This is a genomic window from Pseudoalteromonas sp. DY56-GL79, from assembly GCF_041414765.1.
Taxonomy (GTDB): Bacteria; Pseudomonadota; Gammaproteobacteria; order Enterobacterales; family Alteromonadaceae; genus Pseudoalteromonas; species Pseudoalteromonas piscicida.
Genome location: NZ_JANHZS010000016.1, coordinates 112,079 through 135,984, shown reverse-complemented (window position 1 = coordinate 135,984; position 23,906 = coordinate 112,079). Strand labels below are relative to the sequence as shown.

Below are 23,906 nucleotides of genomic sequence, written 5' to 3'. Positions count from 1 at the left end.
TGGTGCCCAGCCACTTTACCCTAATCGAACAGATTCCACTCACTGGTAACGGTAAGCTTGACCGCAAAGCACTCCCCGCGCCAGAGCTTCAAGCCGACAACCTCTATGTGGCACCGCGTAATGACTTAGAGACCCAGCTTTGTGAGATTTGGCAACAGGTACTTGACCTTGAGCAAGTGGGTATTGAAGATAATTTCTTCCAAATTGGCGGCGATTCAATTGTCAGTATTCAGCTGGTTTCACGCTTAAGAGAAGCTGGGTTAACGGTACAAGTTAAAGAGATATTTGCCGCTCCAACTCCCGCGCGGCTGGCAAAGCTTATCAGTGCGAATGGCGACAAGAAGGTTACGATAAAAACCGAACAAGGCCAGCTTGAAGGCGAGTTTGATCTACTGCCTATCCAGCAGTGGTTCTTCGCAAATCAGTTTGCTAACCCCGCACACTTTGCCCAAACTTTCGCTACTGTGATGCCAAGTACAATCAGTGATGAGCGATTAGTTGCGCTATTGTCCGAGCTTGCTGAGCAACACGATGTGCTACGCCTTGTGTTCAATCAAAAGACGGCGCATATTACCCAGCAGTACCAACAAAATAGCACCATGGCACCTTTAGTTAGACTTGATGCAGACACACTCAGTGACGACGAGCTTGCCAAGCAATTAACCCGCTTGCAGTCACAGTTTGCGTTAAATTCAGGCCCTTTATGGCAGCCAATTCGTGTCAAACGCCAAAGCCAAGATGTATTGGTACTGGCCTTCCACCACCTGATCATTGACTTTGTCTCTTGGCGGATCCTAATTGAGGACTTAAATAGCCTTTATCAAGGCAAAAAATTGGCGCAAAAAACCTCAAGCTATCGTCAATGGGTTGAGACCTTAGCCCAATATTCACATGTTCAAGCCGAACAAATTAACTATTGGCAGGAAGTACTTGACACTTGCCAAACACACTTAACAGCGAAGAACACACCGACAAACCAAGTGATTAAACTTGACTCTGCATTTACACAAACGCTGCTGTTTGACGCTAATCAAGGCTATCACACAGAGCCTCGAGACCTTGTCGTCGCTGCACTGTCCCTAACTCTTGCTCATATCACTGGTAGTAATGATCAGGTTATTGCGCTTGAAGGGCACGGTCGTGAACACATCGCCGAAGATATAGATCATTCACGCACCGTAGGCTGGTTTACGTCATTATATCCACTAGCACTCCATGCGGGTTCTAGTCTCGAAAGCGCTATTGTAAATGCAAAAGAGCAGCTGCGTAAATTGCCAGACAATGGCGTTGGTTTTGGTCAATTCTATTTTTCCAAACAAGTGGCGGGGACTTTACCAACCGTTGCATTCAACTATTTAGGCCAAATCGGTGGCACAAAAACGCAGCAACCCAGTGGTGACTTCTACTTAACTGAAGCCATTACAGGTCAACCAGTCGCAAGCGAAAATAACGGTCATTACGTTCTTGATATCAACGCGGCAATTATTCATGGTCAGCTTGTCTTAAATTGCACCACGGCGTTGTCTGAAACCGAATTTGCCCTATTCCAAAGTCAGTTCACTGCCAGTCTACAAGCCGTGCTCGACACAGCATTGTATACCAAAGCGCTTGGCGCCAAACAAACGCCGAGCGACTATAACCTGACAGGCGTCAGCTTCGCCCACTTAGATGCACTGCGCACACGTTACGACCTAGCCGCGGTTTATCCCGCAACAAACTTGCAGCAAGGTTTTATCTTCCACCAGCTTAATAGTCCAGAAGATACCGCCTATCGCGTGCAGTCACAGATGCAGTATTTCGATAAAATTGACACTGCGCTTTACTGTCGTGCGTGGCAACTAACCTCGCTGCAATATCCAGCGCTGCGCTGTGCTTTTGATGTTGAAGAAACCATGCTGCAACTTATCGTGGATCACACCTGTGTTGATGAAGATAACTTTAGCGTGATTGATATCAGTCAATACTCAAAAGCAGAACAACAAGCACACATAGAAAAGCTTGCAAACCAAGTGCTAAATCAGCCCTTTAATTTTGCAAGACCGGGGTTATTTACACTGCATTTGGTAAAACGCGGTGAAGCGCATTATCACCTAATAAAAACAGAGCATCACAGCATTTGTGATGGTTGGAGTGGCCCGTTAGTTATGCAGACCGTTCACCAGAACTATACGCAATTACTACAAGGTCGAGAACCTGTTTTACAGGTGGATAACGCCTATTTAGATGCCCATGCTTACCTAAGAGATAATCAGGCCGCCACCAAAGCATTTTGGCAATATCATGTCGCTGATTTATCACAGGCAAACGATCTTAACACCCTGTTTAGTCACTCAACAGATTTAGAAACGCTCCGTCATAATCATGACCCGCAGACGCTGCATTTTGCTCTACCAAACGAGGCGTTAAGTAAGTTGCAGCAAGCGTGTCAGCAACATTCTGTCACGCTCAATGCTGCGGTACAATTTGCCTGGCATAAGCTTATCCAAATCTATACTCGCGACGAATTTACTTTAGTAGGTACAACTATCGCAGGTCGTGACTTACCAATTGACGGCATAGAGCAAAGTGTTGGTGCTTACATCAATACGCTACCGCTTTATCTTGATTGGCCTACAGATGCTACCATCGCGCAACAACTCGAGAAGATCCAAACTGCCATTTTGGACTTAAATAGCCATGCGAATGTGTCACTTGCGTCACTGCAACAAGGCGGTAATCGGCTATTCCAAAGCCTAGTCGTTTTCGAAAACTACCCAAGCCTCGAAAATGAACAAGCAGAGGCACAACAAGCTCGCTGGCAGTTTGACGCTGCACCAGAGCAAGTTGAATTCCCACTTGCATTGATAGCAAAAGAGCAAGGAGAGCTGCAACTTGAGCTGATGTACGACGCCAGCTTGCTTTCGCCAGCACGTGCCGCACAACTGCAATCTCAACTGCAACTGATCCTTAAGCAAGTCGCTGACAATACTCACTTGCCTCATCAACACATTGAAATTACCAATACAGTGGAAAAGGCCCGTATTCTCAATGAGTGGAATGAAACCGAGCGCGAGTCATGCGGCTTCGAGAACTTTAACGACTTATTTAGTGAAAAAGTCGCCGTATTCCCGGATGTAACCGCTGTGGTCTGGCAAGGTGAAGCACTAAGCTATCAAGCACTCAACCGCCAGGCTTGCCTGCTTGCCCAGCAATTATTAGTGATTAAGGCTGAGGTTTACGGCAACGAGTATCAAGGTGATTTCCCAGTGTTATTGCTGCATGAAAAACAGTTGGATTCTATCGTTGCGATCCTCGCTATTCTTAAAGCCGGCGGTGGTTATGTTCCTGTATCACCGGAATTTCCTGACTCAAGGATTGAATATATTGCCAAGGACTGTGGTGCGAAAATCGTGGTCACCCAATCGGGATTAATGGATAGAGTTGCGAGTACAACACTTGCATCACTGACACATGTACTCAGCGATACACCAATGAAGGAAACAAGCTTAGACCAAGCGGTATCGGTGAGCCCGTCTGATTTGGCTTATATTATCTATACCTCTGGCACCACAGGTAACCCTAAAGGCGTAGAAATCAATCATGAGGCACTATTAAACTATGCCACGGACGACCATTTTATCGACCGCACACAACTGAGCAAGGTCCTTAGCTTATCGAGCATTAGCTTCGACGCGTTTATTTTTGACTGTTTTGTCACACTCAGTAACGGCGCAGCGCTACACCTGATAGATAAACAGACTCAACTTGATCCAGAACGACTGATTGAGTACTGCCAAGCACAGCAGATTGATACGTGTTTTGTAACCACTGCGCTATTTAATCGTTTAGCTAGCGAAGACTTCTTCTTACACGCCGGACTTAAACAGATTAATTTTGGTGGAGAGGCGGTCGACTTAGCTATGGTTGAGCAAGTAAAGCATCAAGCGCCAGAGCTGATGCTTTATCACGCCTATGGCCCAACAGAGACCACCGTTTATGCGACTTGCTGCTTACTCAACTCTGTAAATCACGGAGCACCTATTGGCCGCGCTATTGCCAATAAATCTGCTTACGTGTTGTCACCTGCTGGCAAAATACTTCCACCGGGCGTGGCAGGAGAGCTTTATATTGGCGGCGCGGGTATGGCAAGACGCTATTTACACCGTTCAGATTTAACCGAACAAGCATTCTTAGTTAACCCGTTCGCATCGGATAGATATCTCGCAAGCGGTTGGAACAAAATGTATAAAACGGGAGATTTGGTTAAATGGCGTGAAGATGGTTTATTAGAGTATGTTGGTCGTAATGATTTTCAGGTGAAAATTCGTGGTTACCGCATCGAACTTGGCGAGATTGAAACTGCGATTAAGCAACAACCGCAAATTCATACTGCGTTTGTAAACGTGAGTGAACAAGATGGGGTTAAACGTATCGTGGCCTATTTGGTCATGGCAAATACTGAGTCACTAGATGAGGCAAAGCTCAAGCAAACACTCTCTCAAATGCTACCGAGTTATATGCTGCCAAGTGCTTACGTCACATTAGACACCCTACCCGTTACGGTTAATGGCAAGATTGATGCCCGAGCACTGCCCCAGCCCGATTTTAGCCAAACTGAGACTCACCATGCTCCAAACACAGAACAGCAAAAGCATATCGCTAAAATCTGGTGTGCTGTATTGGGGATTAAGCAGGTTGGCTTGGAAGATAACTTCTTCCATATTGGTGGTGACTCAATTATGAGCATTCAGCTCATGTCGGCTCTCAAACGTGCTGGCTATTCGCTGTCGACCAAAGACATATTTACGTATCCAACCCTAGAAGCGCTTTGTGCATTTTTGGCAAATAATGAACAGGTAGAAATCGAGGCTGAACAAGGTGAGCTCAGCGGAGAAATCAAGTTATTACCTATCCAGCAATGGTTCCTCAACTCCCATTACCGTCATAAAGCACATTTTAATCAGTCGGTCATGCTTGCTCTTCCGCGCAATACCGCGCTAGATACTTTAGAGCGTGCACTCGCGCAGCTACATCAACAACATGACATGTTGCGCGCTCAATTTAGCAAAACCGAGACTTGGCAATCCCAATACCAAAGTGTTGCAGCGTGTCCAACACCAAAGCTTATCCATTTGGACACCTCAGGGCTTGACGAGCAGCAAACCGGACTGGCGTTGAGTAAAATACACGCCCGTTTTGAACTCGGTTCAGGTGCTTTGTGGCAACCGGTTTTACTCAGCGATGATACGCCGCTAACTAGGCTTGTACTTATCGTTCATCACCTTGTTATTGATGGTGTTTCGTGGCGTATTTTGGTCGAAGACTTAAGCCGCTTGCTACAAGGCGACACCTTAAGCGACAAAACCAGCAGTTATCGCCAATGGTCAGATGTTGTGGCCCTGCATCCTTTTGAACAACAAATACCGTATTGGCAAAATGTGTTAAGCACACAGCAAAACGTACCTTACGGTAAATCACAACAGCGTCTTACGCATCAATTTGATACTCAGCTTACTGAGCAATTGCTACGCCTTGCTCCTGCTGGGTTTAACACAGAAATCAATGATCTCTTAATGAGTGCGTTTACTCGGGCTTGGTGCAATACCTTTGCTACAAACTATTGCCATCTCACGTTAGAAGGCCATGGCCGAGAACATCTGAGTGACCATATTGATACCTCAAGAACACTAGGCTGGTTTACTAGTATGTTTCCGGTTGCTCTGAAAAATGACACGGATTTATCGACGCTGATTATTCAAAGCAAAGAAACGCTTCGTGCCATTCCAGATAAAGGGCTAGGCTTCAGCGAGTTGGTCAGACGTGGGGAATTTTCCTTCAGCCAATTACCTAAAGTTAGTTTTAATTACTTGGGACAACTTGATAGCAATAGTGATGCACAAGATCAGGGCATACGAATGCTAAATGCACACTCAGGCGATGCCAGCAGCAAGGATAATCAGGATGAAATGGCACTCATCGTTAATGCCGAAGTGCGTCAAATGAAACTGCAAGTGAGCATTGCAAGTCAGTTAGATGAGACACAAACCACCGCATTCATAGAGCAGTTCGATGCTGCCCTTCGAGCCGTCGTTTCACATTCGATTACAGCCGCAAATCCCCAAGGCATAAAAACTCTGAGCGATATTGAGATCGGCGTATTGGTGAATGAAGCCGATGCTCCTATTGAATGGTTTTTCTTCCCTCCGGGTGGCGGTGGTGCTGAGAGTTACTTGCAATCCATTGCTCCCAAGATTTCCGCGCCTTGTTATTGCTTCAATAACATCTATGCCGCACAGGAAAAACCAAAGGGCTCGCTCGCCTATGACTATTACCAGTTCCAAACATTAGCGTTGCAGTATGCTATTCATCTTAAAAAGCTAAAACCTAGTGGCCCTTATCGGATTTTTGGTTGGAGTTTTGGCGCAACGCTGGCACTTGAGGTTGCCAAACTGCTGCAAAATGAGGGGGACACAATCGAACACTTGGTGTTCGTCGACCCTTGTTTTGACTATGCCGCGATGCATGATGAAGTTTTAGCTCTACACCCAGAATTCAGTCATCTTGAGCCCGATAGAATTAATTATCACTACCAAAATGATCCGGCATTTTCTAGCACCGCAAAGGTGACGCTATTTAGTGCAGGTTGTGCGGTTGAAGTGGCTCAGTCAGATTGCTTAGAGTTGCAACTTTCCAGTCATATAATCAACCGATACCTTGATAAGAATCAAAACCTTATAGAAGAAGTAATGCAACCCAGCCAGGTTCAAGTGTTCACCATGAAAGGGTCGCACAACAGTTGGGTAAAAACACCGGACGACTTAATAAAAATGTCAGAAATTATGAACACTCTTTAACATTTTATTCGTTAATATAATGTTAAATTAGATTTCTAGAGTGAGGCATTAAAGGGAGCTCCCCTCTTCACTCTAGGATTAATTAATTGCCACATTTTCTCACAATATATGATTAAGGAATTACAAAATGGCTAAGGAAAATGTAGATGTACTTATTATCGGCGCTGGACCTGCTGGGACAATGACCGCTGCAAAGCTAATTCAAGCAGGATTAACCGTGAAGATCGTTGAACGTAGCCACTTTCCACGCTATGTCATCGGTGAAAGTCTTCTACCTCAAAGTATGCAGCATCTAGAAGATGCTGGATTTATGGATGCGTTAGTCGCACGCAATTACCAAAAGAAAATCGGTGCTAATTTTAAACAAGATGACTTCCAAGAGTTTTTCGATTTCTCTAAAAATTACACCGATGGCTGGACATGGACATGGCAAGTACCAAGAGATGACTTTGACAATGTACTGGCTGAAGAAGTGCAAAAAATGGGTGCTCCTATCGAATTTGGCACTTCAGTAGTCGATGCCAACATGGATCTAGAAGAGCCTATCATTAAGGTAGTCAATGAGGCCGGTGATGTGCAGGAAATTCAAGCCAAATTCGTTGTTGATTCAAGCGGCTATGGCCGAGTACTCGCAAACCTGCTTGATTTAAATGAACCTTCATCAGCGCCAACTCGCGCAACTTTGTTTGCGCAATTTAAACCTGCTGATGGTATAGAGACTGGGGCTGAAAACAATAAAGTAACGATTCTGGTTCACGAAGAGGATGTATGGGTTTGGCTAATACCTTTCTCTGACGGTCGTGTTTCAGTCGGTTTTGTTGGTAACCCTGAGTATTTGGAAAGTGCAGAGGGCGATGCTAAAACACGCTTTTTAACCTACCTTGCTCGCGATCAGCATGCATCAGCAATGTTGGAAGGAATGGCACTGTGTATGGAGCCAAAGGAGATTAAAGGCTACTCAAAAGGTATTAAACAACTGTTCGGCAAAAACTTTGTGCTAACCGGAAACGCCAGTGAATTTATTGACCCTGTATTTTCAGCCGGTGTTATGTTTGCGATTGAATCAGGCGCGCGCGCCGCTGATCTCATAGTCGCTCAGTTAAATGGTGAGGAAGCAGATTGGCAGCAAGATTATGAGGCGCATATGCTTAAAGGTATTGCTGTCATGCGCACCTACATTGAAGGCTGGTACGACGGACGTTTGCGCCGCCTATTTTTCTCAGACAACAAGCCTGAAAAAATTAAGAGCCAAATCACTTCTGTGCTTGCGGGCTATGTATGGGATGAGACTAACCCATTTGTAAACCGCAGCGAGAAAACCCTGAACCTGCTATCTGAACTCCATAACAATCCTGAAATGGCGTGATTTTAGCTTTTTAGACCGGCGTGGGAATAGTTTCTCACGCCACATAATATACTAACAAAGATGCGTTTCAGTAGTAGTGAAAGTAGTTGTGTGATGCCTATAGTTTCCCGAGCTGACGATTAAACAAAGTGGGGAATTTTGTTGTAGGCCGACCATAGATGTGGCACTTGGCGCTTTAAAGGACTTAGACAATGAAAACTAACTTTGTATACACTGCTGCACTTTCAGCGTTATTAACAGGCGCTGCACTTGCAACTCCCGCGCAGGCCGCTGAATATAAAACAATTCTAATTCATGGCTTTCAAGCGGACCAACTTAACCGCCCTAACAGTACCAACGTCGAGCTTGAGGGTGAAGAATACTGGTCATCTTTTTGGATAAACCACGCTGATGAACGTATTGATTGGCCTTCTTATGAACGCCTACAAGGCAAAATCGCAACAGATTATATTTGGCCAAAGCTAAAAGCATTTGCAGAAAATGGCACTTGTAATCCAGGCTGTGTCTTTGTTACCCACTCAACGGGTGATTTGGTTGCGCGCTATATCTTAGATAACCAAGCAACTTGGCTTGAAAATGCGGGCCTTCAACCACTTAATATCGTTGCTACTTTTGACCTTGCAGGTGCGGGTGGCGGAAGCGAACTCGCAGACACTGCTATCAACGCTGCGACTTCTGGTGGCGTAGTAGGTGAACTAACTCGCCAAGCGGTTGAGGCATGGCTTGGCAGCATGCCTGAAGAATTTGGTATCATGTGGGATTTAAAAGTGAATAACGCGCGACAAGTTGCTCAGTACCCTAGTGACAACGCACCTCGCCTACGTTTCGTCGCTGATGCCAGCGACTACTACGGCCTCACTTCAGGTTTCTTACCAGGTAATGATGATGGTGTTGTATCAACACACTCTTCTTGTGGTGCATCGACAAAAGGCGACTTTGGTAGTTGTAGTACAAGCGTTGCTATCAACGGTCAGTTAGCCTCTCAAGATGATGCAGTGACTAGCTTTATGCCATACCACTACCCACTACTAATGAGCGCGGAATATAGCCACGGTAACCTGCCAGATGCTGGATACCAAGGCAAAGTAACAGCGGCCCGTACTCAGTTTAACGCGGGTTATAAAACGATTAGCTACAACACCTATGAAGAAACAACGGGTAGCTGGTTTTGGAAAAAGACTTACCGTTATGTTAGCGAGTCTAACTCACAAAGTTTTTCACAGTTAATACTAAACTCACTGTAACTTAACGGTTATTCTGCTAATTTCTATACCCAAGGAACTGCTCCATGCAGTTCCTTATATTAACCGAGTATTGCTATGAAAAAGTTTTTGTTGATTAGTGTCATTCTTATTGTGATCTGTATCACTGCAGGCTATTTTGCCTTGCAGCGCGAAGCTCTGCCCTCGCCTGAGTTAGCAGCCCCCCCACAAGTCACCACACCTATTTTGACACCAACAACAACGCCACCCACCACCCCTAAAACTGCGATAACACAAAAACAATCATTGGTTGAATCACTACCACTGGCACAAGCTGCGCAATCAGCTGCGGCACATTATGAGTATAGTATTTCGCTACCTCCTTACTCACAGCCCCTTGGCAAAGGTGATTTTGATAGGCTCAATCCAAATCATTTCTATGCCGTCGAAATGCCAATTGAAGAAAACAACGAACGGGTGTCTTTATCGCTGAATCAATATCGCTTTGTGCACCCCGCTACTATCGAGATAAGTTTATCTGGTAGTCAATTTTCTAATGCAACTGCAACGATACTTGATCCTACATCACAGCAAACCTTATCCACCACCCGCCTCAAAGAGTCTGATGGTATTTGGCTTGGTGCGGTCGATGGCGAGACAACATGGCCTCAAGAGCTGAATGTCGTTGTGCGTGCCAAGCCAAGCTCGGCTAAGGCCGTGGCATTAACGGCAAGTATTCGCTATTACCAACCCAGCGCCACACTGCTCGCCATTGCTAAACCTTACCCCGAGCAAGCTGACTTGATAATTCCATTGCAACTTGAAGTAAAGCAAAGTGGTACTTATCGTATCCGTGCAAATCTATTTACTCGCGATGGCACACCAATCAGTCATTTGGTTGAAAAACAAAAGTTAAGTGAAGGGAAACAGGTATTCAACTTAAAAGCACATCAGTCGGTGCTTGCTCCTTTTTCAGCTAAATCCGGCCCATCCCAGTTCACGTTAAAAACATTTGTGATTGAGAGAATGTCGCCAATGCCCGGAGAGCTTGCGCAGTTTGGTGATAGCAAAATAACCGAATACCACATCACTGATTTCTACTTTGACGCACTGGAGAAGCGCCCATATCAGCCCTCGGCTGCCGAGCGTCAACGTCTGGGTTACTTGCAAAAAATGGCGGGTAAGTAAAGTAACTAACCTTTGCTTCGGATAATTAGGGCCTGTTGACCTTTGCTGTTTGACTTTTGTTCCCCTGAGTGTGTTTTGGTCGCGACGCTCGACTTGCCGCCTAGTAATCTAGGCGAAAGTTGAGCAACAATGAACAAAGCGCACTCAGGTGAACCCAAAGGGCAGCGCTTGATTGGCATTTCTACTGTGTTATCGCCTAACTTACATAGAATAACTATGCTACGCAGGCTCTGCCTTGTATAAATACCAGTCAAACTGCTGCAAAAACAAACTTGAAAGATCAACAGACCCTAACATAAATACAAGCGGTGACCTTTTTTAGGTCACCGAGTTAGCTAAGCTATATCGCTTCAGCCGCCGTCTTGGGCTTCAGCTCAGCAATGCGATAAAACCCAAGTGCGGTGATAGATACTAAGGTCATGATGATAAACAGCATCATGCCGGAGTAAAAATCTAATATAAGTCCGCCTAAAATAGGCGCTAATGCATACCCTAATGAACACAAGCCAGCAGCACCAAAATAGCTAGCTTTCAGGTTATCTGGTGCCAACCTGTCAATATAGACATTGATGTTAGTAAACATAATTGCTTCGCTCAGACTCAACACCATCATGGCTGCAATCCATCCCCAGATATTTTGCACATCATTCAAGGCCATCATGACTTGTGAAATGATCAATATCACGCCACCCGCATAGAGCCTATTTTCAATACGCCAATTACGCATCAGATGTAGTAATGGAAACTGACAAACGATGATCACGCTAGAATTTGCGATGATTAAGCTAGAAATTAGCCAAGCCAGATCAGGGACCTCTGCACGCGTCAAATACTGCACTAAGCTAGAGTCACATTGCGCATAAACCAAATACACTAAAGTTGTAGCGATGAGCACAATTAAAAAAACTTTATCTTTTCGTAAGATCCCCAGCCATTTTGCGAACTTAGGCACCGACTGAGCGGCAGACTGCAAAGCGGAAGTCTGCGCTTCACTCAGTTTAGGTCTAAAGTAAAGCAGCGCGAGCAACAAACCAATATACGAAATGCCAGTATAGATAAAACTAAACTGCTCACCATTAAGCCCTGCCCATAGACCGTACAATGGTCCTAAAGCCGCCCCCACATTCACGAGGAAATAGAGTAAATGCAATGCAAGCTCTCTGTCTTTTGCGTCGGCAAGTTCTTCAGTAAGTAACGCTTTACTAGGCGCATCCCAGAGCGTCCTAGGTAGACAAGCTAAAAACACTGAGGTTGCAAACAACCACAACGACTCAGCCACAGCCAACAGTGAAAAAGAAATCACACCAACAAACACTGCCGTGTAGAGCATTTTGGTGCGACCAAAGCGATCAGCGAGATTCCCCGTATAAAACCCCAAAAATACGGCGAAAGTCGCTGACACCGTTAGCAATAAACCGACCTCTGTTGCACTCAGTCCATAATTTTCGTAAAGAATAACAGCCAAAAAAGGCCATACCATGTAGTAACTAGCGCGAACGAAAAAGTTACCAACAAGCATTACCCAAACTAAAGGTGTAAAGCGCTTTAACCGCTCAATTGCAGAGCTATTCTCCATTGATGTTCCTTGATTATTATTGATTTATGCAGAACCCTAATTCCTAAACCTTAGTTTAGGTCAAGCGTTTAACTGCATTCTATTATCTTGAAAACTGGAACTCTATAAAGAAAAAATGACGTTATTTAACCTGAGGTTTGGATAAGGAATGTTCCAGCTCATCGTTGCTAACGCACAACTTAGTTTTTTCCTTGTCTAGCCAGCAAGTTTTAGGGAAAGCAAGGCGAATTTACGCACCAATAGCTGGCTATTGGAAGTGAATTCAACGCAGTTAGCGCTAAAACTGGCTGCTAGAAAGGCATTAATTATCCGCAGCTCAGGTTATTTAGTAAGAAAAAATTTCATCCTTGAAATCACAAAGGGAGATAAAACTAACTCAATGAAATTAAGCGTTAAAACCGCTTAACGTAGAACACATTCAAAAAATCAAGACCGGGGTTGTGGTCACTCAAACCAGCATTAGAATAATGTAGATATCGGATCCCAACTTTAGTACTGGGGTTCAAATTAACACTAAGCCCAATGCGGTCTTCAAACTGATAGTGAACACCAATGTCTTTGCCCGCAAATCGAGTATCACTGACGTAAGTCATGCCAATCCCAAACTCAAAATTTACCGGCTTTCCAGCAAACTCGGTCAGTGGAACACTAAGCACTGGTGACAATGCAATAGCGAACGTCGTATCTGAACGTGTTGGCTTACCGTATTCCCAATAGTTGGTGCTCAGCTCAAAATAAACATAGGCACCTTCGCCAAAACCATAATCCGCTAAACTATAATGCAAGGGACGATACCCAAGCCGCAGTCCTTTTACATCCCCCTCTCCCATCACATAATCAACTGCAACTTCACTAGCATGTGAGTAAGTAGACACAAACAACATAAGCAAGAAAAAAACTAAGCGCATAACGACTCCTCTACAACAAGGGCAATTTTACGCCGTTATTTAATTCTTAAAAGACACCAAAAAACCATATAATAATTGCCAAGAAAGCACCAACATGGAATTTTAATGGGTACATTAATTTAACCAAAACCAATAACAAATTATGAGTTATACTGTTAAAAACGATCTTGAGAATGTGGTATGCAGTATATAATTGGGAGCGTTATAGGGATATTTAGTGTATTTAGTGCCTTAGCCGCAGCACCGACAAAAGTAGATATCTATACCGAGCATTTTCCTCCGTACCAGATAGAGCAAAAGAACGGCACCATTACTGGGCTTGCCACTGATATCGTACGCCTCATTATGTGGGAAGCAGAGCTAAGCTATCAAATTTATATGTTGCCTTGGACTCGCGCAAAAGCCTTCTCCAAAAAATCCCCTTATTCATTGCTCTACTCGATCGCCAGAACGGAGCAACGTGAAGAAAACCATGTCTGGATTGCGCCACTTTGTGAGCTAAAGGTCGCCTTTTATAAGCGTGCTGATATCGCCGATCAGCAAGAGTGGGAAATATGGAAAATCAAACAACATGTTGTCGCTGTTGCGGCCGATCAACTTTCCGAAAACTATTTAAAAGCACAAGGCTTTGTCGCCGATAAGAACATGCTATCTGTAACTAGTTTGAGTCGTGCAGGTGAGCTGCTTGAAAGAGGTAGAATTGACTTTATTTTTGGTGCCGAAAATTTTGTGGATAGAATGGCTGCTAGAATGGGTTTAGTGGAGCAATGGGACAAAGTGCTAGAAGTTCCAGAGTTAAGTAAAACCCTCTATTTAACCGCCAACCCCAGCGCCCCTCCAGAATATATAAATCGGCTACGCGCCGCCGCTGAACGAGTGCAAATGCAACGTAAAAAGGTTGACGTCGGCTGCCCCATCGACGAGTAATTCATCGTTTGCTACTGAACTTTGTACGTCGCTGTGATAGCATTTTAAAAATTGTATATTTTATTCAAAAAATAAAAATGAAAGTACTCACAGGAATGGTATTACTCATGCTCTTTGTAGCATGCGAAACGTACGCAAGCCCAAAAATCATTAACGCGGTTTCACGCTTTGGTCACCCTCAGGTAATGAAGCCCGCAGACAAGTTTGGCCATAGTCCCTATTCACCACTTTTTGATAACGGCGCATGGCATGGTCACTTACTTCCTGATAACGCTGCGGAATATGGTGGTTTCACGGGTAACGCGATTATCACTGAAGAGTATTTAACGTATTTATTTGAACGTATTGAGCGCCTACAAATTTTTCATGGTGAGACCAAATTGCAATTTGATGCAGCGCAGTACAGCCTGCCCGGAGAGCTGGTGCAAACGCTTAGACATGAGCTCGCGACGGTGACGCTCCGCTTACGCTTTGTTAGCGAGCGTGTTTCTCTTATTCAAACCACTATTCATACAAAGCAACGACTTACTTTAAAATTGGACGGCAAATTACTCCACCAGCTTAATGATCAACAAACACTGGACCAACAATACCCTAAGCTCGCACCAACTATGGTTGCCAGCGAAAGTGGGATCAGTACCACTTTTGGTCGTGTTCGCGATCCGTGGGCGCTTCTAACCTCTGGTAGCAACGAGTACTCAATCACCCGCACAATCCCTTTCAAAAATGAGGTGAAAAAAAACCGTTATTATAGCGAGGCGCAAACCTCAGGTGATCTACAGTTTTATACCGCGATCAGTTATGTCCACAATCAACAAGAACGCATACGAACAGCAAAAATCGTTGCCAAAATTCTCTCATCCCCAGTTACGTATTGGCAACGCTCTAAAGCTCGCTGGGCAGGCTATTTAGCACGCTACCAAACCTTACCACGAGATAAACAAACATTGGCGATAAAAGCTGTTGAAACCCTCATTGGTAACTGGCGAGCGCCTGCAGGGGCAATCGCGTTTGATACCGTATCGCCTTCGGTCACTGCGCGCTGGTTTTCCGGCAATTTAACTTGGCCTTGGGACAGCTGGAAACAAGCATCAGCGCTGAGACTATTTGCACCAGATTTAGCCAAGGCCAACATTGATGCCGTATTTTCCTATCAAATAGCCGCTAACGATCCTGTGAGACCCCAAGATAAAGGCTTATTACCCGATTTAATTGGTTATAACCTGCCACCAGAACGCGGTGGCGATGGCGGTAATTGGAGCGAACGGAATTCAAAACCCTCGCTGGCCGCTTGGGCGGTGTTGAATACCTACCATGCCAGCATAGACAAAGCTTGGCTTGCACAAATTTACCCTAAACTTGTCGCCTATCGCGATTGGTGGCTGCGCAACCGTGATCACAACCAAAATGGTATTCCTGAATTTGGTGCAACCATAGATAAACACCATAATAACCAAGCGGGTGAGTTGTTATTTTATCTACATGAAGGAAAGCAAAAGCATGCCCGCTTTGGGCTAAAAGCCTATCGTGATGCGCAAGCACAAGGTAAACAAATAAGTATTCCCGCACAGACCGCAGCGTCATGGGAGTCTGGAAGAGACGATGCTGCTAACTTTGGTTTTATCTCACCACAGCAGCTTGAGATCTATGTGAAACAAGGTGGCGATGCTAAAGACTGGCAAGTCGAATTTGCTAGCAATATGGACGCCCAAGACCATCTGCTAGGCTACTCTTTGATGCAAGAATCGGTTGACGGGGCCAGTTATTTTTATTCTGACACCAAAAACTTGAGTACCATCGCAACTATCTTGGCTAAGCCACAGGAAGCCAACGCCTTTGCAGCACAAGCAAAGCAAATCGCCGATTATATTAACCGCTGCATGTTCGACGATAACAGCGGATACTACTACGACATTCGCATTGCCCCATCACCGCTTGAAAATGGCTGTGCAGGGAAACCAATAATTGAGCGTGGTCGCGGCCCGGAGGGTTGGGCTCCGCTCTTTAATCAGGTAGCAACAACGTATCATGCTAAACGCGTCTCTGAAGTAATGCTCAGCCCCAGTGAATTCAACACCTATATTCCTCTAGGCTCTGCATCCCAGACCAATCCTGCATTTGGCGCAAACATCTATTGGCGTGGTCGTGTCTGGCTTGACCAATTGTATTTTGGCTTGATGGGGCTAAGTTATTATGGTTATGAAACTGAAGCGAACACTTTGTTTCAGCGATTTATGCAAAATGCGGATGGTCTGCTGCAAAACGCGCCTATTCGCGAAAACTACAATCCACTCACCGGCGAGCAGCAAGGTGCACCGAACTTTTCATGGAGCGCGGCCCATATTTTGCTCATGATAGAAGCATTTGAGATGTACAAGCCCAAAACACCAATTAAAGAAGAAAAGCTAGTTTCGCAGCAAATCACTACAAATTAGCCGAAAATTTGCTAGCAATTCAGTGATGATCCGTCTACATTTTTTAGATGATACAAAAACAAAATTAGACGGATCGCAATGAGTTGGTTTTACCGTATTTACCACTTTGCCCTAAAGTGCATTGTTATTTTTATCGGGATCCCGAACCCCAAATTACATCAGGGAAAAACGGGGTTGTTAGACGCCATTGAGGCGTTGGGGTTAAAAAGCGGAGATAACGTCTTAGTCGTGACCGACCAAGTGCTGCTCAAACTCAACTTGCATCAGGTTGTGGAAAACACACTACGTGAGTCAGAGTTAGTCACGCATTATTACGCAGATGTTTTACCCAACCCAACCATAGCAAACGTCGAAGACGGTCTAAAGGTCTACCAACAGCATCAATGTAAAGCAATTATCGCGCTTGGCGGCGGCTCGGTACTCGACACGGGCAAGCTGATCGGTGCTCGGGCTGTCAAGCCAAACAAACCGGTGACTAAACTCAAAGGGTTATTTAAAGTCTTAAAACGCCTACCGCCGAATATCGCGATCCCAACAACAGCAGGAACGGGCTCGGAGACCACCGTTGCCGCCGTTGTTAACGATCCTAGCAATCACGCCAAATATGCCGCGACTGACTTTTGTTTAGTGCCGCACCATGCCGTGTTATTACCGGAATTAACCACAAGTATGCCCGCACATATCACCGCGACTACGGCAATTGATGCACTAACCCACGCCATTGAAGCACTACTGAGCATTAACTGTCTTAAGTTTAGCCGCGGTCGTGCACTTGAAGCTTGTAGAGCCATCTTTGAATATTTACCCAAAGCACAACAAGACCCACAAAATCTTGAAGCAAGGGCGCAACTACTACTCGCTTCCCATTACGCAGGACAAGCTTTTACCAGAACCTCTGTCGGCTACGTGCATGCAATTTCACACCAATTGAGCGCTCAATATGGTACGCCGCACGGGCTTGCCAATGCGGTGTTACTCATGCCCGTGCTAACCTGGTATGGTGAGCGCATTAATCAGCAACTCGCGCTCATCGCCAGATACTGTGGATTAACCTCGTTAGACTATCCCGTCGAGCGCCAAGCAGATGATCTTTTAGAGCACATTAAGCGCTTACTGCTTGATTTACATATCCAAACCACGCTCACCGAAGTACTCCCTGATGATGCAGCACTACTCGCAGAGCTGGCGCTAAAAGAAGCACATCCGGATTATCCGGTGCCCCATTTTATGGATCCCAGTGCCTGCCAGCGCATTATCAAAGGTATCGCTCCTACGCCTTAATAAGCACTTCATTTAGTGTTTGGATCCAAAGAAATTTAAAATAAAACTAACTTTTTCATAATCTTACAACCAACTTTTAAGCAAAAGCACTAAAAATATAAAATATATTAACGAACAATTCAAAGCCAACAAACGCAAATAAAAACAATTCTCAATAATCATTTTTAATGCTAGTATGCGCGACTTTTGAAAAGCAAACTGGTGTATTTTGGAACGTTATTACTCAGAAGTATTAAGTTATATCGCTCGTTCAGTGGGGTGCAAAGACAAAGCTCAAAATATAGTCCAAGAGGCGTATACCCGAATACTAAGTTATAAAAACAGCAATCCAAAGCAGGATAACACGCAAGAGCGCGCACTATTTTTTAAAGCCGCGAAAAACATTGTGATTGATCAGTATCGCAAAAATCAAACCGTTGCTGAGCCCGACGACTTCGAATTAGTCGCGCCAAGTTATTATGAGCCCGAGGCTAAGCTTGCAAGTCAACAACAACTGGCATTACTTAATCGAAGTATCGACTCCCTACCTCTAAAAACCAAGCAAGCATTTGTGCTCTATAAATTTAAAAACTTAAGCCAGCCACAAATAGCAGAGCAAATGGGGATATCTGTCAGCATGGTCGAAAAACACTTGGCAACTGCCATGCTTGCTTGCCGTAACGCATTACAAAAACAATAAGAGAATCGCAATGGACCGTCATAATGTATCAATACAACAGCAAGTAAACCATTGGCTGGCACTTGAAAGGCAAGGGCTCGATAAAGCGCAGCAGCAAGCGCTCAGTCGTTGGCTTGATGAAAGCCGTGCGCACCAAACAGCCTATCAAGAAAGTAAACAGGTTGAGCAACTGTTATCGCAATTTTCAGAGCAAGACATTGCACAATTAGAGAACCCAGTTACACACTCTAAGCTTAAATCAAAGACAGCTCAGCGGTACTTCGCCATTGCTGCATGCTTTGCACTTTTTGCGTTGAGTTTCTTTGGCTATCAAACTTGGTTCTTTCAAATTGACAACGACAACTTCCACGCCAGCTATCAGTCAATACGAAGCGAATTGCGCACTATCTCACTGCCCGATAACTCTCTATTGACCTTAGATGCCAAAACTTCCCTCGCGATTGATTTTGATGGCAATCGGCGCCGTAATAAGCTACTCAATGGACGCGTATTGTTTGATGTTGCCAGTGACAAAAGCCGACCATTTGTTATTAGTGCCGGCAGCACAAAAATTACCGTATTAGGTACCCGCTTTTCCGTTGATAAAAAAGCCAATAGCATTCGCATTGTGGTGGACCATGGTCGTGTAAACGTGCAAAGCCAACATCAGCAAATGGAGCTGAGAAAAGGTCAAATGGCGGTTGTGGATAGTGACGGCATTACTAAGACTGAGTTTGATCCAAACCTCAATCTCGTCGATGCATTTAAGCAAGGGCGACTCGTGTTCGACAATGCGCCACTCAGTGAAGTATTTGAGGAATTTAAACGACATCATGCGATAAGTTACACCTTAACCGCTCAATCAACTGAGCAATTGGTAATTTCGGGTACTTTTTTAGCATCAGAGCTCGAAAGCTTTTTAAACTTATTACCACACGCCCTGCCAGTAGAAGTTAAAAAGACTAATAATCATGTAGTTATAGTTAATTCTCGATGACAAGATAAAAATATTCAGATTTTTATTGAGGAGTTCTCATTCTCATTCGTTTTCATCTTAGGTAATTTATTTGGACGCATCATAATGAGAACTCGCTCTGTATTAAACACAAGACTCACTCCCTTAGCATTTGCACTCGGGCTTAGCCTGAGCCTGCCTGCAACCGCGCAGAGTCAAGTTGCTATATATCAATTTAATCTTGCGCAGCAACCTATTAGCCATACCTTAACGCAGGTAGCTGAGGCTGCGAGTATGAATCTAATTGCCGATGCGAAACTATTAAATGGCCTGCAAGCCCCAGCACTCAAAGGGGAGGTAAGTTTAACCGAGGCACTAGAACGTACATTGAAAGGTAGTCCGCTAACGGCGAGTATTATCGACAATAACATCGTTATTAAAGCGGCGATTAGCGAGTTAACGCCAGCAAAAGGCCAATCCAATAACACTCAGGCTAAGCACAAGCAAACACCAAATCCGCAAGATAATATTGAAGTCATCACTGTCAAAGGCGATAAACTCAATCTTAATCGTGAACAGATTGCTCGAACCAAAGGTTTATCTAACTCGGATATTTTCTCAACGTTTTCAGGTATAGAGGCAAACAATATTCGAAACGAAGCTGGTGCGCTTGATATCGGTATTCGTGGAGTCCAAGGCGAAGGACGAGTACCAATTTTCATCGATGGCAGTTTGCAATCAACGCACACAAACCGCGGCTATATGGGCTCGTCGGATAGAACCTATATCGATTCAAACCTGATAAGCTCGGTCAATGTTGAAAAAGGCGCATCGGCCAAAGCATCACCATTTGGCTCTGGCGCAATCGGCGGAACAGTCAATATCCGCACCTTAGGCACGCAAGATATTCTCCAAGATGGTAAGCGTTATGGCGCTTTGGTTAAGGTTAATACGCATAACAACAATAGAACACCTGAAGTACCTGAAAGCTTTAGCCTGCAAAGTTATTACGAGGTAAGCAACCACAATGACACGCTCGATTTTGCAGGCGGTGGATTTACGCTAGCAACCGCCTACCAACAGGATAACTTACAAGCGGTGCTGGCTTACAGTAAGAAAAAGGTCGGTAACTACTTTGCCGGAAAAAATGGCTTTAACGATTTCGTTGAGTCTAAAGAGTACATTCGCTGGGTGCCTTCAACCGAGCATGGAAAACAGTATGATGAAGTCACAGAAGTCATTCTGATCCCACCACCCGTTAACCAAAATGGCGAAGTCGTCAATACAAGCTTTGAAAGCGACTCATATCTTGCCAAACTAACTTATGCGTTTACGGACGAACAATCATTAGAGGTGAACACACGATACCATAAGCAAGAAGCAGGAGAAATGCTGGCCACCTACTGGTACAAACAAAGAGTCGGCGACACCAAGTTTTGGAAGGTGATCGATGAAAATGGCCAAGAACAATGGATATCCGAAGAAATTCCTGAAGGCGTAGAAACTATGCCGCAGTGGGCTCCGGGCTCTGCTCTGGTCAATAGTACTAGCGCGCTATACCGCTTTTTACCAAGTAATAACTCATTAGTCGACCTCAGTGTTAACGTTTGGCGTACCAGCGCGAGGTTACAACAGTACAATGCCCTTGGCAGTAACCTAGGTGAAAATGCAGGGCAATACTTCCACCGTTTTAACAACAAACGCCACGGGGTAAGTGTATTTAATACCTCCGCATTATCGCTTGCAAATACGCCTGTGACATTGACATACGGGCTATCTTGGCAGGCTGAAGAGTTGTCGCCTCATAGAGACTGGAAAAACAACTTTAAGCGCCCATGGCACTCTGATGATTTCAAATTAAAGTCAACTTCACGACACGGTAAGCAAACAAAACGAGCGTTATTTGCAAATGCCAATATCGATCTTGCACCAGTAGAGCTTGCACTGAACGTAAACCTTCACGACTCGGTGAATGAGGACTATCAAACAGGAGAAAAGCTTACATTTGATGCTAAAGCCGATGTGACCGTACAAGCAAATTATCAACTGTTTGATAATACTGCCATTAAAGCCAAATATAGCAACGCATATCGTATGCCAAACCTGTACGAAACAACGGTTTCTAATGAGGTGTTTTCTTACTCCAGTGATTACCCGATCACCCCCGAAAAAACGAAATCGTATGATATTGGTTTTGAGAGTGATTTTAGCAACTTACTCAATCACGGGGATAAGCTAATTATCTCGGCGGAGTACTTCTACACTAATATTGAAAGTATGTTGGCTACGGGCTTCTTACCTAAACCCGATGCACCTTCATGGGATCAAAAGTTCACTTTTACCAACTATGATAAGTTTGAACTGCCTGGCACGGAATTTGGTCTTCATTACCAAAGCGACTTATTTTACAGCAGGCTATCTTACACAAAGTACACCGACGTCAAAATGTGCTCGCGCTTAATGGCTGAAGCTGCAGGTGTCGATACTTGTAATGCCACTGGCTTCGCGGGGAGTTTAACACCGCTTCGTGTGCCGCCTGAAAAAAGCTATATCGCAACGCTTGGTATGACACTCTTTAACGACACAATTGATACGGGTTTTACTTACAAAAAGCACTCTGAGAAACATCATCCAGGTGGTTTTTTGGCAGGGACTGGGGTAACTGCACTTGAGTATATTCCAGCAGGCTATCAGCTCGACTTTTACCTTGATTATATCTTTAGCGACAGCATCAAAGGCAACCTAGCGATCACCAACTTGACCGATCAGTATAAGGTTTCAACCGGCTCAATCGTTGCGATGCCTGAACCTGGCCAAACCATTTCAATTGGCTTAGAACTCAAACTTTAATAAACACTTACGCGCTGTACTTTTGCTTAAAGACAGCGCTATATTTTTACATCACCTTGGAGCATCAATGACTACCGTTACCTCTGCACCTTCTCGAGCGCAAAACTTAAAACATGCAACTGCAGATACCCACGACAATGTAGACAAATCTATTATGGCGCAAGACCCATTCGCCAATACACAAAGCTATCTCGATTTCTTACGACTACAGTTTTATTTTTTAAAAGATGTGAGCGCCCTATATGAACATCCAGGGTTGTTAGCGCTTATTCCTGATTTGGCCGCGCGTCGCCGCTTAGGTTTGCTTGAACAAGACTTTATCGACCTTGAAACCACCATCCCTGATCCCTATTTAAGGCCAGAAGTAAGCAGCAATACCGATGTCGCTTCGGCACTCGGCTGGCTATATGTAGTCGAGGGCTCAAAGGTAGGTGCAGCCATGCTGGGTAAACAAGTTGGGGCCAAGCTCAATTTTGATGCGCAGCACGGCGCTCGATATCTAGCAGGTCCAGGAGCTGGTCGCGGCAGCGCTTGGCGAGAGCTTGTGCAAATCATAGACTCAATTGAACTAAGCGAAAAGCAAGAACAGGCGCTAATTGAAGGTGCTCGCCAGGCATTCACCCGTTTCCAAGCATTTCAGGCACACGTTTATTCATGATGTTTAAAGCCGCCTTAGCCAACTATAAAAAAATAGCCCTACTGCTATGCGGATACCTATTTGTAGCCCTCGGTGTTATTGGTATTGTTTTGCCCGTCATGCCAACCACTGTATTTTTTATTCTGGCTTTGGCGTGCTTTTCAAAAGCTTCTCCTAAGCTGGCCTTGTGGCTGCTAAATCACCCAAGGTTCGGCGCTTCATTAACGCAATGGAAGCAATATAAGGTTATTCCACTTAAGGCCAAAATCATGGCAACAGTGGGCATGGCTGCAAGTTATGCTTTACTTATTTTGCTCTCCCCAGCGGCTTGGCTGGCCTGTGTAGTTGGCAGTATAAAGATCGCAGTGATGTCTTATATTTATTCCAGACCATCAAAGCGTTACTAAGTAACCTGTGCTTCGGATAATTAATGCCTTTCTAGCAAACAGTTTTAGCGCTAACTGCGTTAAAAACTTCTTATCTAGAGTAACTAAATAGCAAAGTTTCCACCTTGCCTACATGGATGCAGATACCTTGGCGATTGCAGGACGCGTTAGAGGGTGTTATCGACAAGGTTTCTCGCCTCAAAATAGATTACTAAATTCAGCGAATTGGCACTATTTGCAAGCCAAGTTTTACTCTATATTACGCCGTGTTCTAGACGCTTAATTAAACTTGAAACCTGCGCAACACCTTCATTGTTCACAAATAGGCTAAGCGGTTTTCTTCCGTTAAGCCATATCGCTGGATTATTCACAAAGAAGATAACAGAATCCCAATCTCCTTCGAAAAGCGTCAAAGCTTCATCAAGCACCATTATCATCTTATAAAAACGCTGGCTCTGTGAGCGAGAAAACTTATTATTCTGCGCGATTTCTATCAAACTTGATGGTGATATACCCATCGCCTTCGCTAAATCAAACTTATCAAGCTTTAGCGATAAGGCAAGATCGGTAAAAATGGAGAACGGAATACTGTCTTCCAGACGTTTGTTGGGATTCACTTCGCTCGTTAAGCCAATCTCATTTAATATTGTTTGGAAACTATTTGTTGCTGGACTACGATGCTGCATATACACCCCAAATCAAAT

15 protein-coding genes are annotated in these 23,906 nt (G+C 44.6%); 12 read left to right on the top strand and 3 right to left on the bottom strand.

What is annotated here, in order from left to right; genetic code table 11:
* The 4 genes from NO992_RS13330 to NO992_RS13315 form a co-directional block, all read left to right on the top strand.
* Positions 1-6,833 (top strand): amino acid adenylation domain-containing protein (locus tag NO992_RS13330; protein ID WP_371377850.1); only part of this gene is annotated, 6,833 nt, incomplete at its 5' end.
* 127 nt (positions 6,834-6,960) lie between these two features.
* Positions 6,961-8,199, top strand: coding sequence for an NAD(P)/FAD-dependent oxidoreductase (locus NO992_RS13325; RefSeq protein ID WP_010604067.1), 1,239 nt, complete (start codon positions 6,961-6,963; stop codon positions 8,197-8,199).
* 191 nt (positions 8,200-8,390) lie between these two features.
* The gene (locus NO992_RS13320; protein ID WP_010604068.1) at positions 8,391-9,443 is read left to right on the top strand and encodes a hypothetical protein; all 1,053 of its coding nucleotides are present in this window, start codon (positions 8,391-8,393) and stop codon (positions 9,441-9,443) included.
* A 75-nt stretch (positions 9,444-9,518) separates the two neighbouring features.
* On the top strand, positions 9,519-10,589 hold the full coding sequence (locus NO992_RS13315; protein WP_371377846.1) for a hypothetical protein: 1,071 nt from the start codon (positions 9,519-9,521) through the stop codon (positions 10,587-10,589).
* A gap of 340 nt (positions 10,590-10,929) precedes the next feature.
* Here the strand turns inward: NO992_RS13315 and NO992_RS13310 are convergent, their stop codons facing one another.
* Together NO992_RS13310 and NO992_RS13305 are read right to left on the bottom strand one after the other, a co-directional pair.
* Positions 10,930-12,165, bottom strand: coding sequence for an MFS transporter (locus NO992_RS13310; RefSeq protein WP_017219009.1), 1,236 nt, complete (start codon positions 12,163-12,165; stop codon positions 10,930-10,932).
* A 392-nt stretch (positions 12,166-12,557) separates the two neighbouring features.
* Positions 12,558-13,073, bottom strand: coding sequence for an acyloxyacyl hydrolase (locus tag NO992_RS13305; protein WP_371377842.1), 516 nt, complete (start codon positions 13,071-13,073; stop codon positions 12,558-12,560).
* 180 nt (positions 13,074-13,253) lie between these two features.
* Here NO992_RS13305 and NO992_RS13300 point away from each other — a divergent pair, with 180 nt between their 5' ends.
* The 8 genes from NO992_RS13300 to NO992_RS13265 all read left to right on the top strand — a co-directional run bounded on the left by NO992_RS13300 (position 13,254) and on the right by NO992_RS13265 (position 23,223).
* Positions 13,254-14,000, top strand: coding sequence for an ABC transporter substrate-binding protein (locus NO992_RS13300; protein WP_017219007.1), 747 nt, complete (start codon positions 13,254-13,256; stop codon positions 13,998-14,000).
* 77 nt (positions 14,001-14,077) lie between these two features.
* Entirely contained in the window at positions 14,078-16,435 is a 2,358-nt protein-coding gene (gene ygjK / locus NO992_RS13295; RefSeq protein ID WP_371377839.1) for an alpha-glucosidase, read from the top strand.
* 78 nt (positions 16,436-16,513) lie between these two features.
* Positions 16,514-17,716, top strand: coding sequence for an iron-containing alcohol dehydrogenase (locus NO992_RS13290; RefSeq protein WP_371377836.1), 1,203 nt, complete (start codon positions 16,514-16,516; stop codon positions 17,714-17,716).
* 208 nt (positions 17,717-17,924) lie between these two features.
* Positions 17,925-18,395 (top strand): sigma-70 family RNA polymerase sigma factor, encoded by a 471-nt coding sequence (locus tag NO992_RS13285; protein ID WP_039491173.1) that lies wholly within the window; start codon positions 17,925-17,927, stop codon positions 18,393-18,395.
* 10 nt (positions 18,396-18,405) lie between these two features.
* Positions 18,406-19,371: a FecR domain-containing protein gene (locus tag NO992_RS13280; RefSeq protein ID WP_371377833.1), complete on the top strand. Its 966-nt coding sequence runs from the start codon at positions 18,406-18,408 to the stop codon at positions 19,369-19,371.
* A gap of 84 nt (positions 19,372-19,455) precedes the next feature.
* Positions 19,456-22,179, top strand: a complete 2,724-nt coding sequence (locus NO992_RS13275) for a TonB-dependent receptor domain-containing protein (RefSeq protein WP_371377830.1) — start codon at positions 19,456-19,458, stop codon at positions 22,177-22,179.
* Positions 22,180-22,246: 67 nt separating this feature from the next.
* Complete coding sequence (locus tag NO992_RS13270) at positions 22,247-22,837, top strand: biliverdin-producing heme oxygenase (protein WP_371377828.1); 591 nt, start codon at positions 22,247-22,249, stop codon at positions 22,835-22,837.
* Positions 22,834-23,223: a YbaN family protein gene (locus tag NO992_RS13265; RefSeq protein ID WP_371377825.1), complete on the top strand. Its 390-nt coding sequence runs from the start codon at positions 22,834-22,836 to the stop codon at positions 23,221-23,223. The genes NO992_RS13270 and NO992_RS13265 overlap by 4 nt, the downstream gene beginning before the upstream one ends.
* Before the next feature lie 233 nt (positions 23,224-23,456).
* On the opposite strand, the gene NO992_RS13260 is transcribed toward NO992_RS13265, so the two are convergent.
* A complete protein-coding gene (locus NO992_RS13260; protein WP_010369474.1) occupies positions 23,457-23,888 on the bottom strand; it encodes an antitoxin Xre/MbcA/ParS toxin-binding domain-containing protein in 432 nt (143 codons plus the stop codon).
* Positions 23,889-23,906: the final 18 nt, after the last annotated feature.

Coding starts and splice junctions, on each gene's coding strand:
- NO992_RS13280 (WP_371377833.1), top strand. CDS start 18,406: ATGGACCGTCATAATGTATCAATACAACAGCAAGTAAACCATTGGCTG.
- NO992_RS13270 (WP_371377828.1), top strand. CDS start 22,247: ATGACTACCGTTACCTCTGCACCTTCTCGAGCGCAAAACTTAAAACAT.
- NO992_RS13300 (WP_017219007.1), top strand. CDS start 13,254: ATGCAGTATATAATTGGGAGCGTTATAGGGATATTTAGTGTATTTAGT.
- NO992_RS13320 (WP_010604068.1), top strand. CDS start 8,391: ATGAAAACTAACTTTGTATACACTGCTGCACTTTCAGCGTTATTAACA.
- NO992_RS13275 (WP_371377830.1), top strand. CDS start 19,456: ATGAGAACTCGCTCTGTATTAAACACAAGACTCACTCCCTTAGCATTT.
- NO992_RS13290 (WP_371377836.1), top strand. CDS start 16,514: ATGAGTTGGTTTTACCGTATTTACCACTTTGCCCTAAAGTGCATTGTT.
- NO992_RS13305 (WP_371377842.1), bottom strand. CDS start 13,073: ATGCGCTTAGTTTTTTTCTTGCTTATGTTGTTTGTGTCTACTTACTCA.
- NO992_RS13265 (WP_371377825.1), top strand. CDS start 22,834: ATGATGTTTAAAGCCGCCTTAGCCAACTATAAAAAAATAGCCCTACTG.
- NO992_RS13310 (WP_017219009.1), bottom strand. CDS start 12,165: ATGGAGAATAGCTCTGCAATTGAGCGGTTAAAGCGCTTTACACCTTTA.
- NO992_RS13315 (WP_371377846.1), top strand. CDS start 9,519: ATGAAAAAGTTTTTGTTGATTAGTGTCATTCTTATTGTGATCTGTATC.
- ygjK (WP_371377839.1), top strand. CDS start 14,078: ATGAAAGTACTCACAGGAATGGTATTACTCATGCTCTTTGTAGCATGC.
- NO992_RS13260 (WP_010369474.1), bottom strand. CDS start 23,888: ATGCAGCATCGTAGTCCAGCAACAAATAGTTTCCAAACAATATTAAAT.
- NO992_RS13325 (WP_010604067.1), top strand. CDS start 6,961: ATGGCTAAGGAAAATGTAGATGTACTTATTATCGGCGCTGGACCTGCT.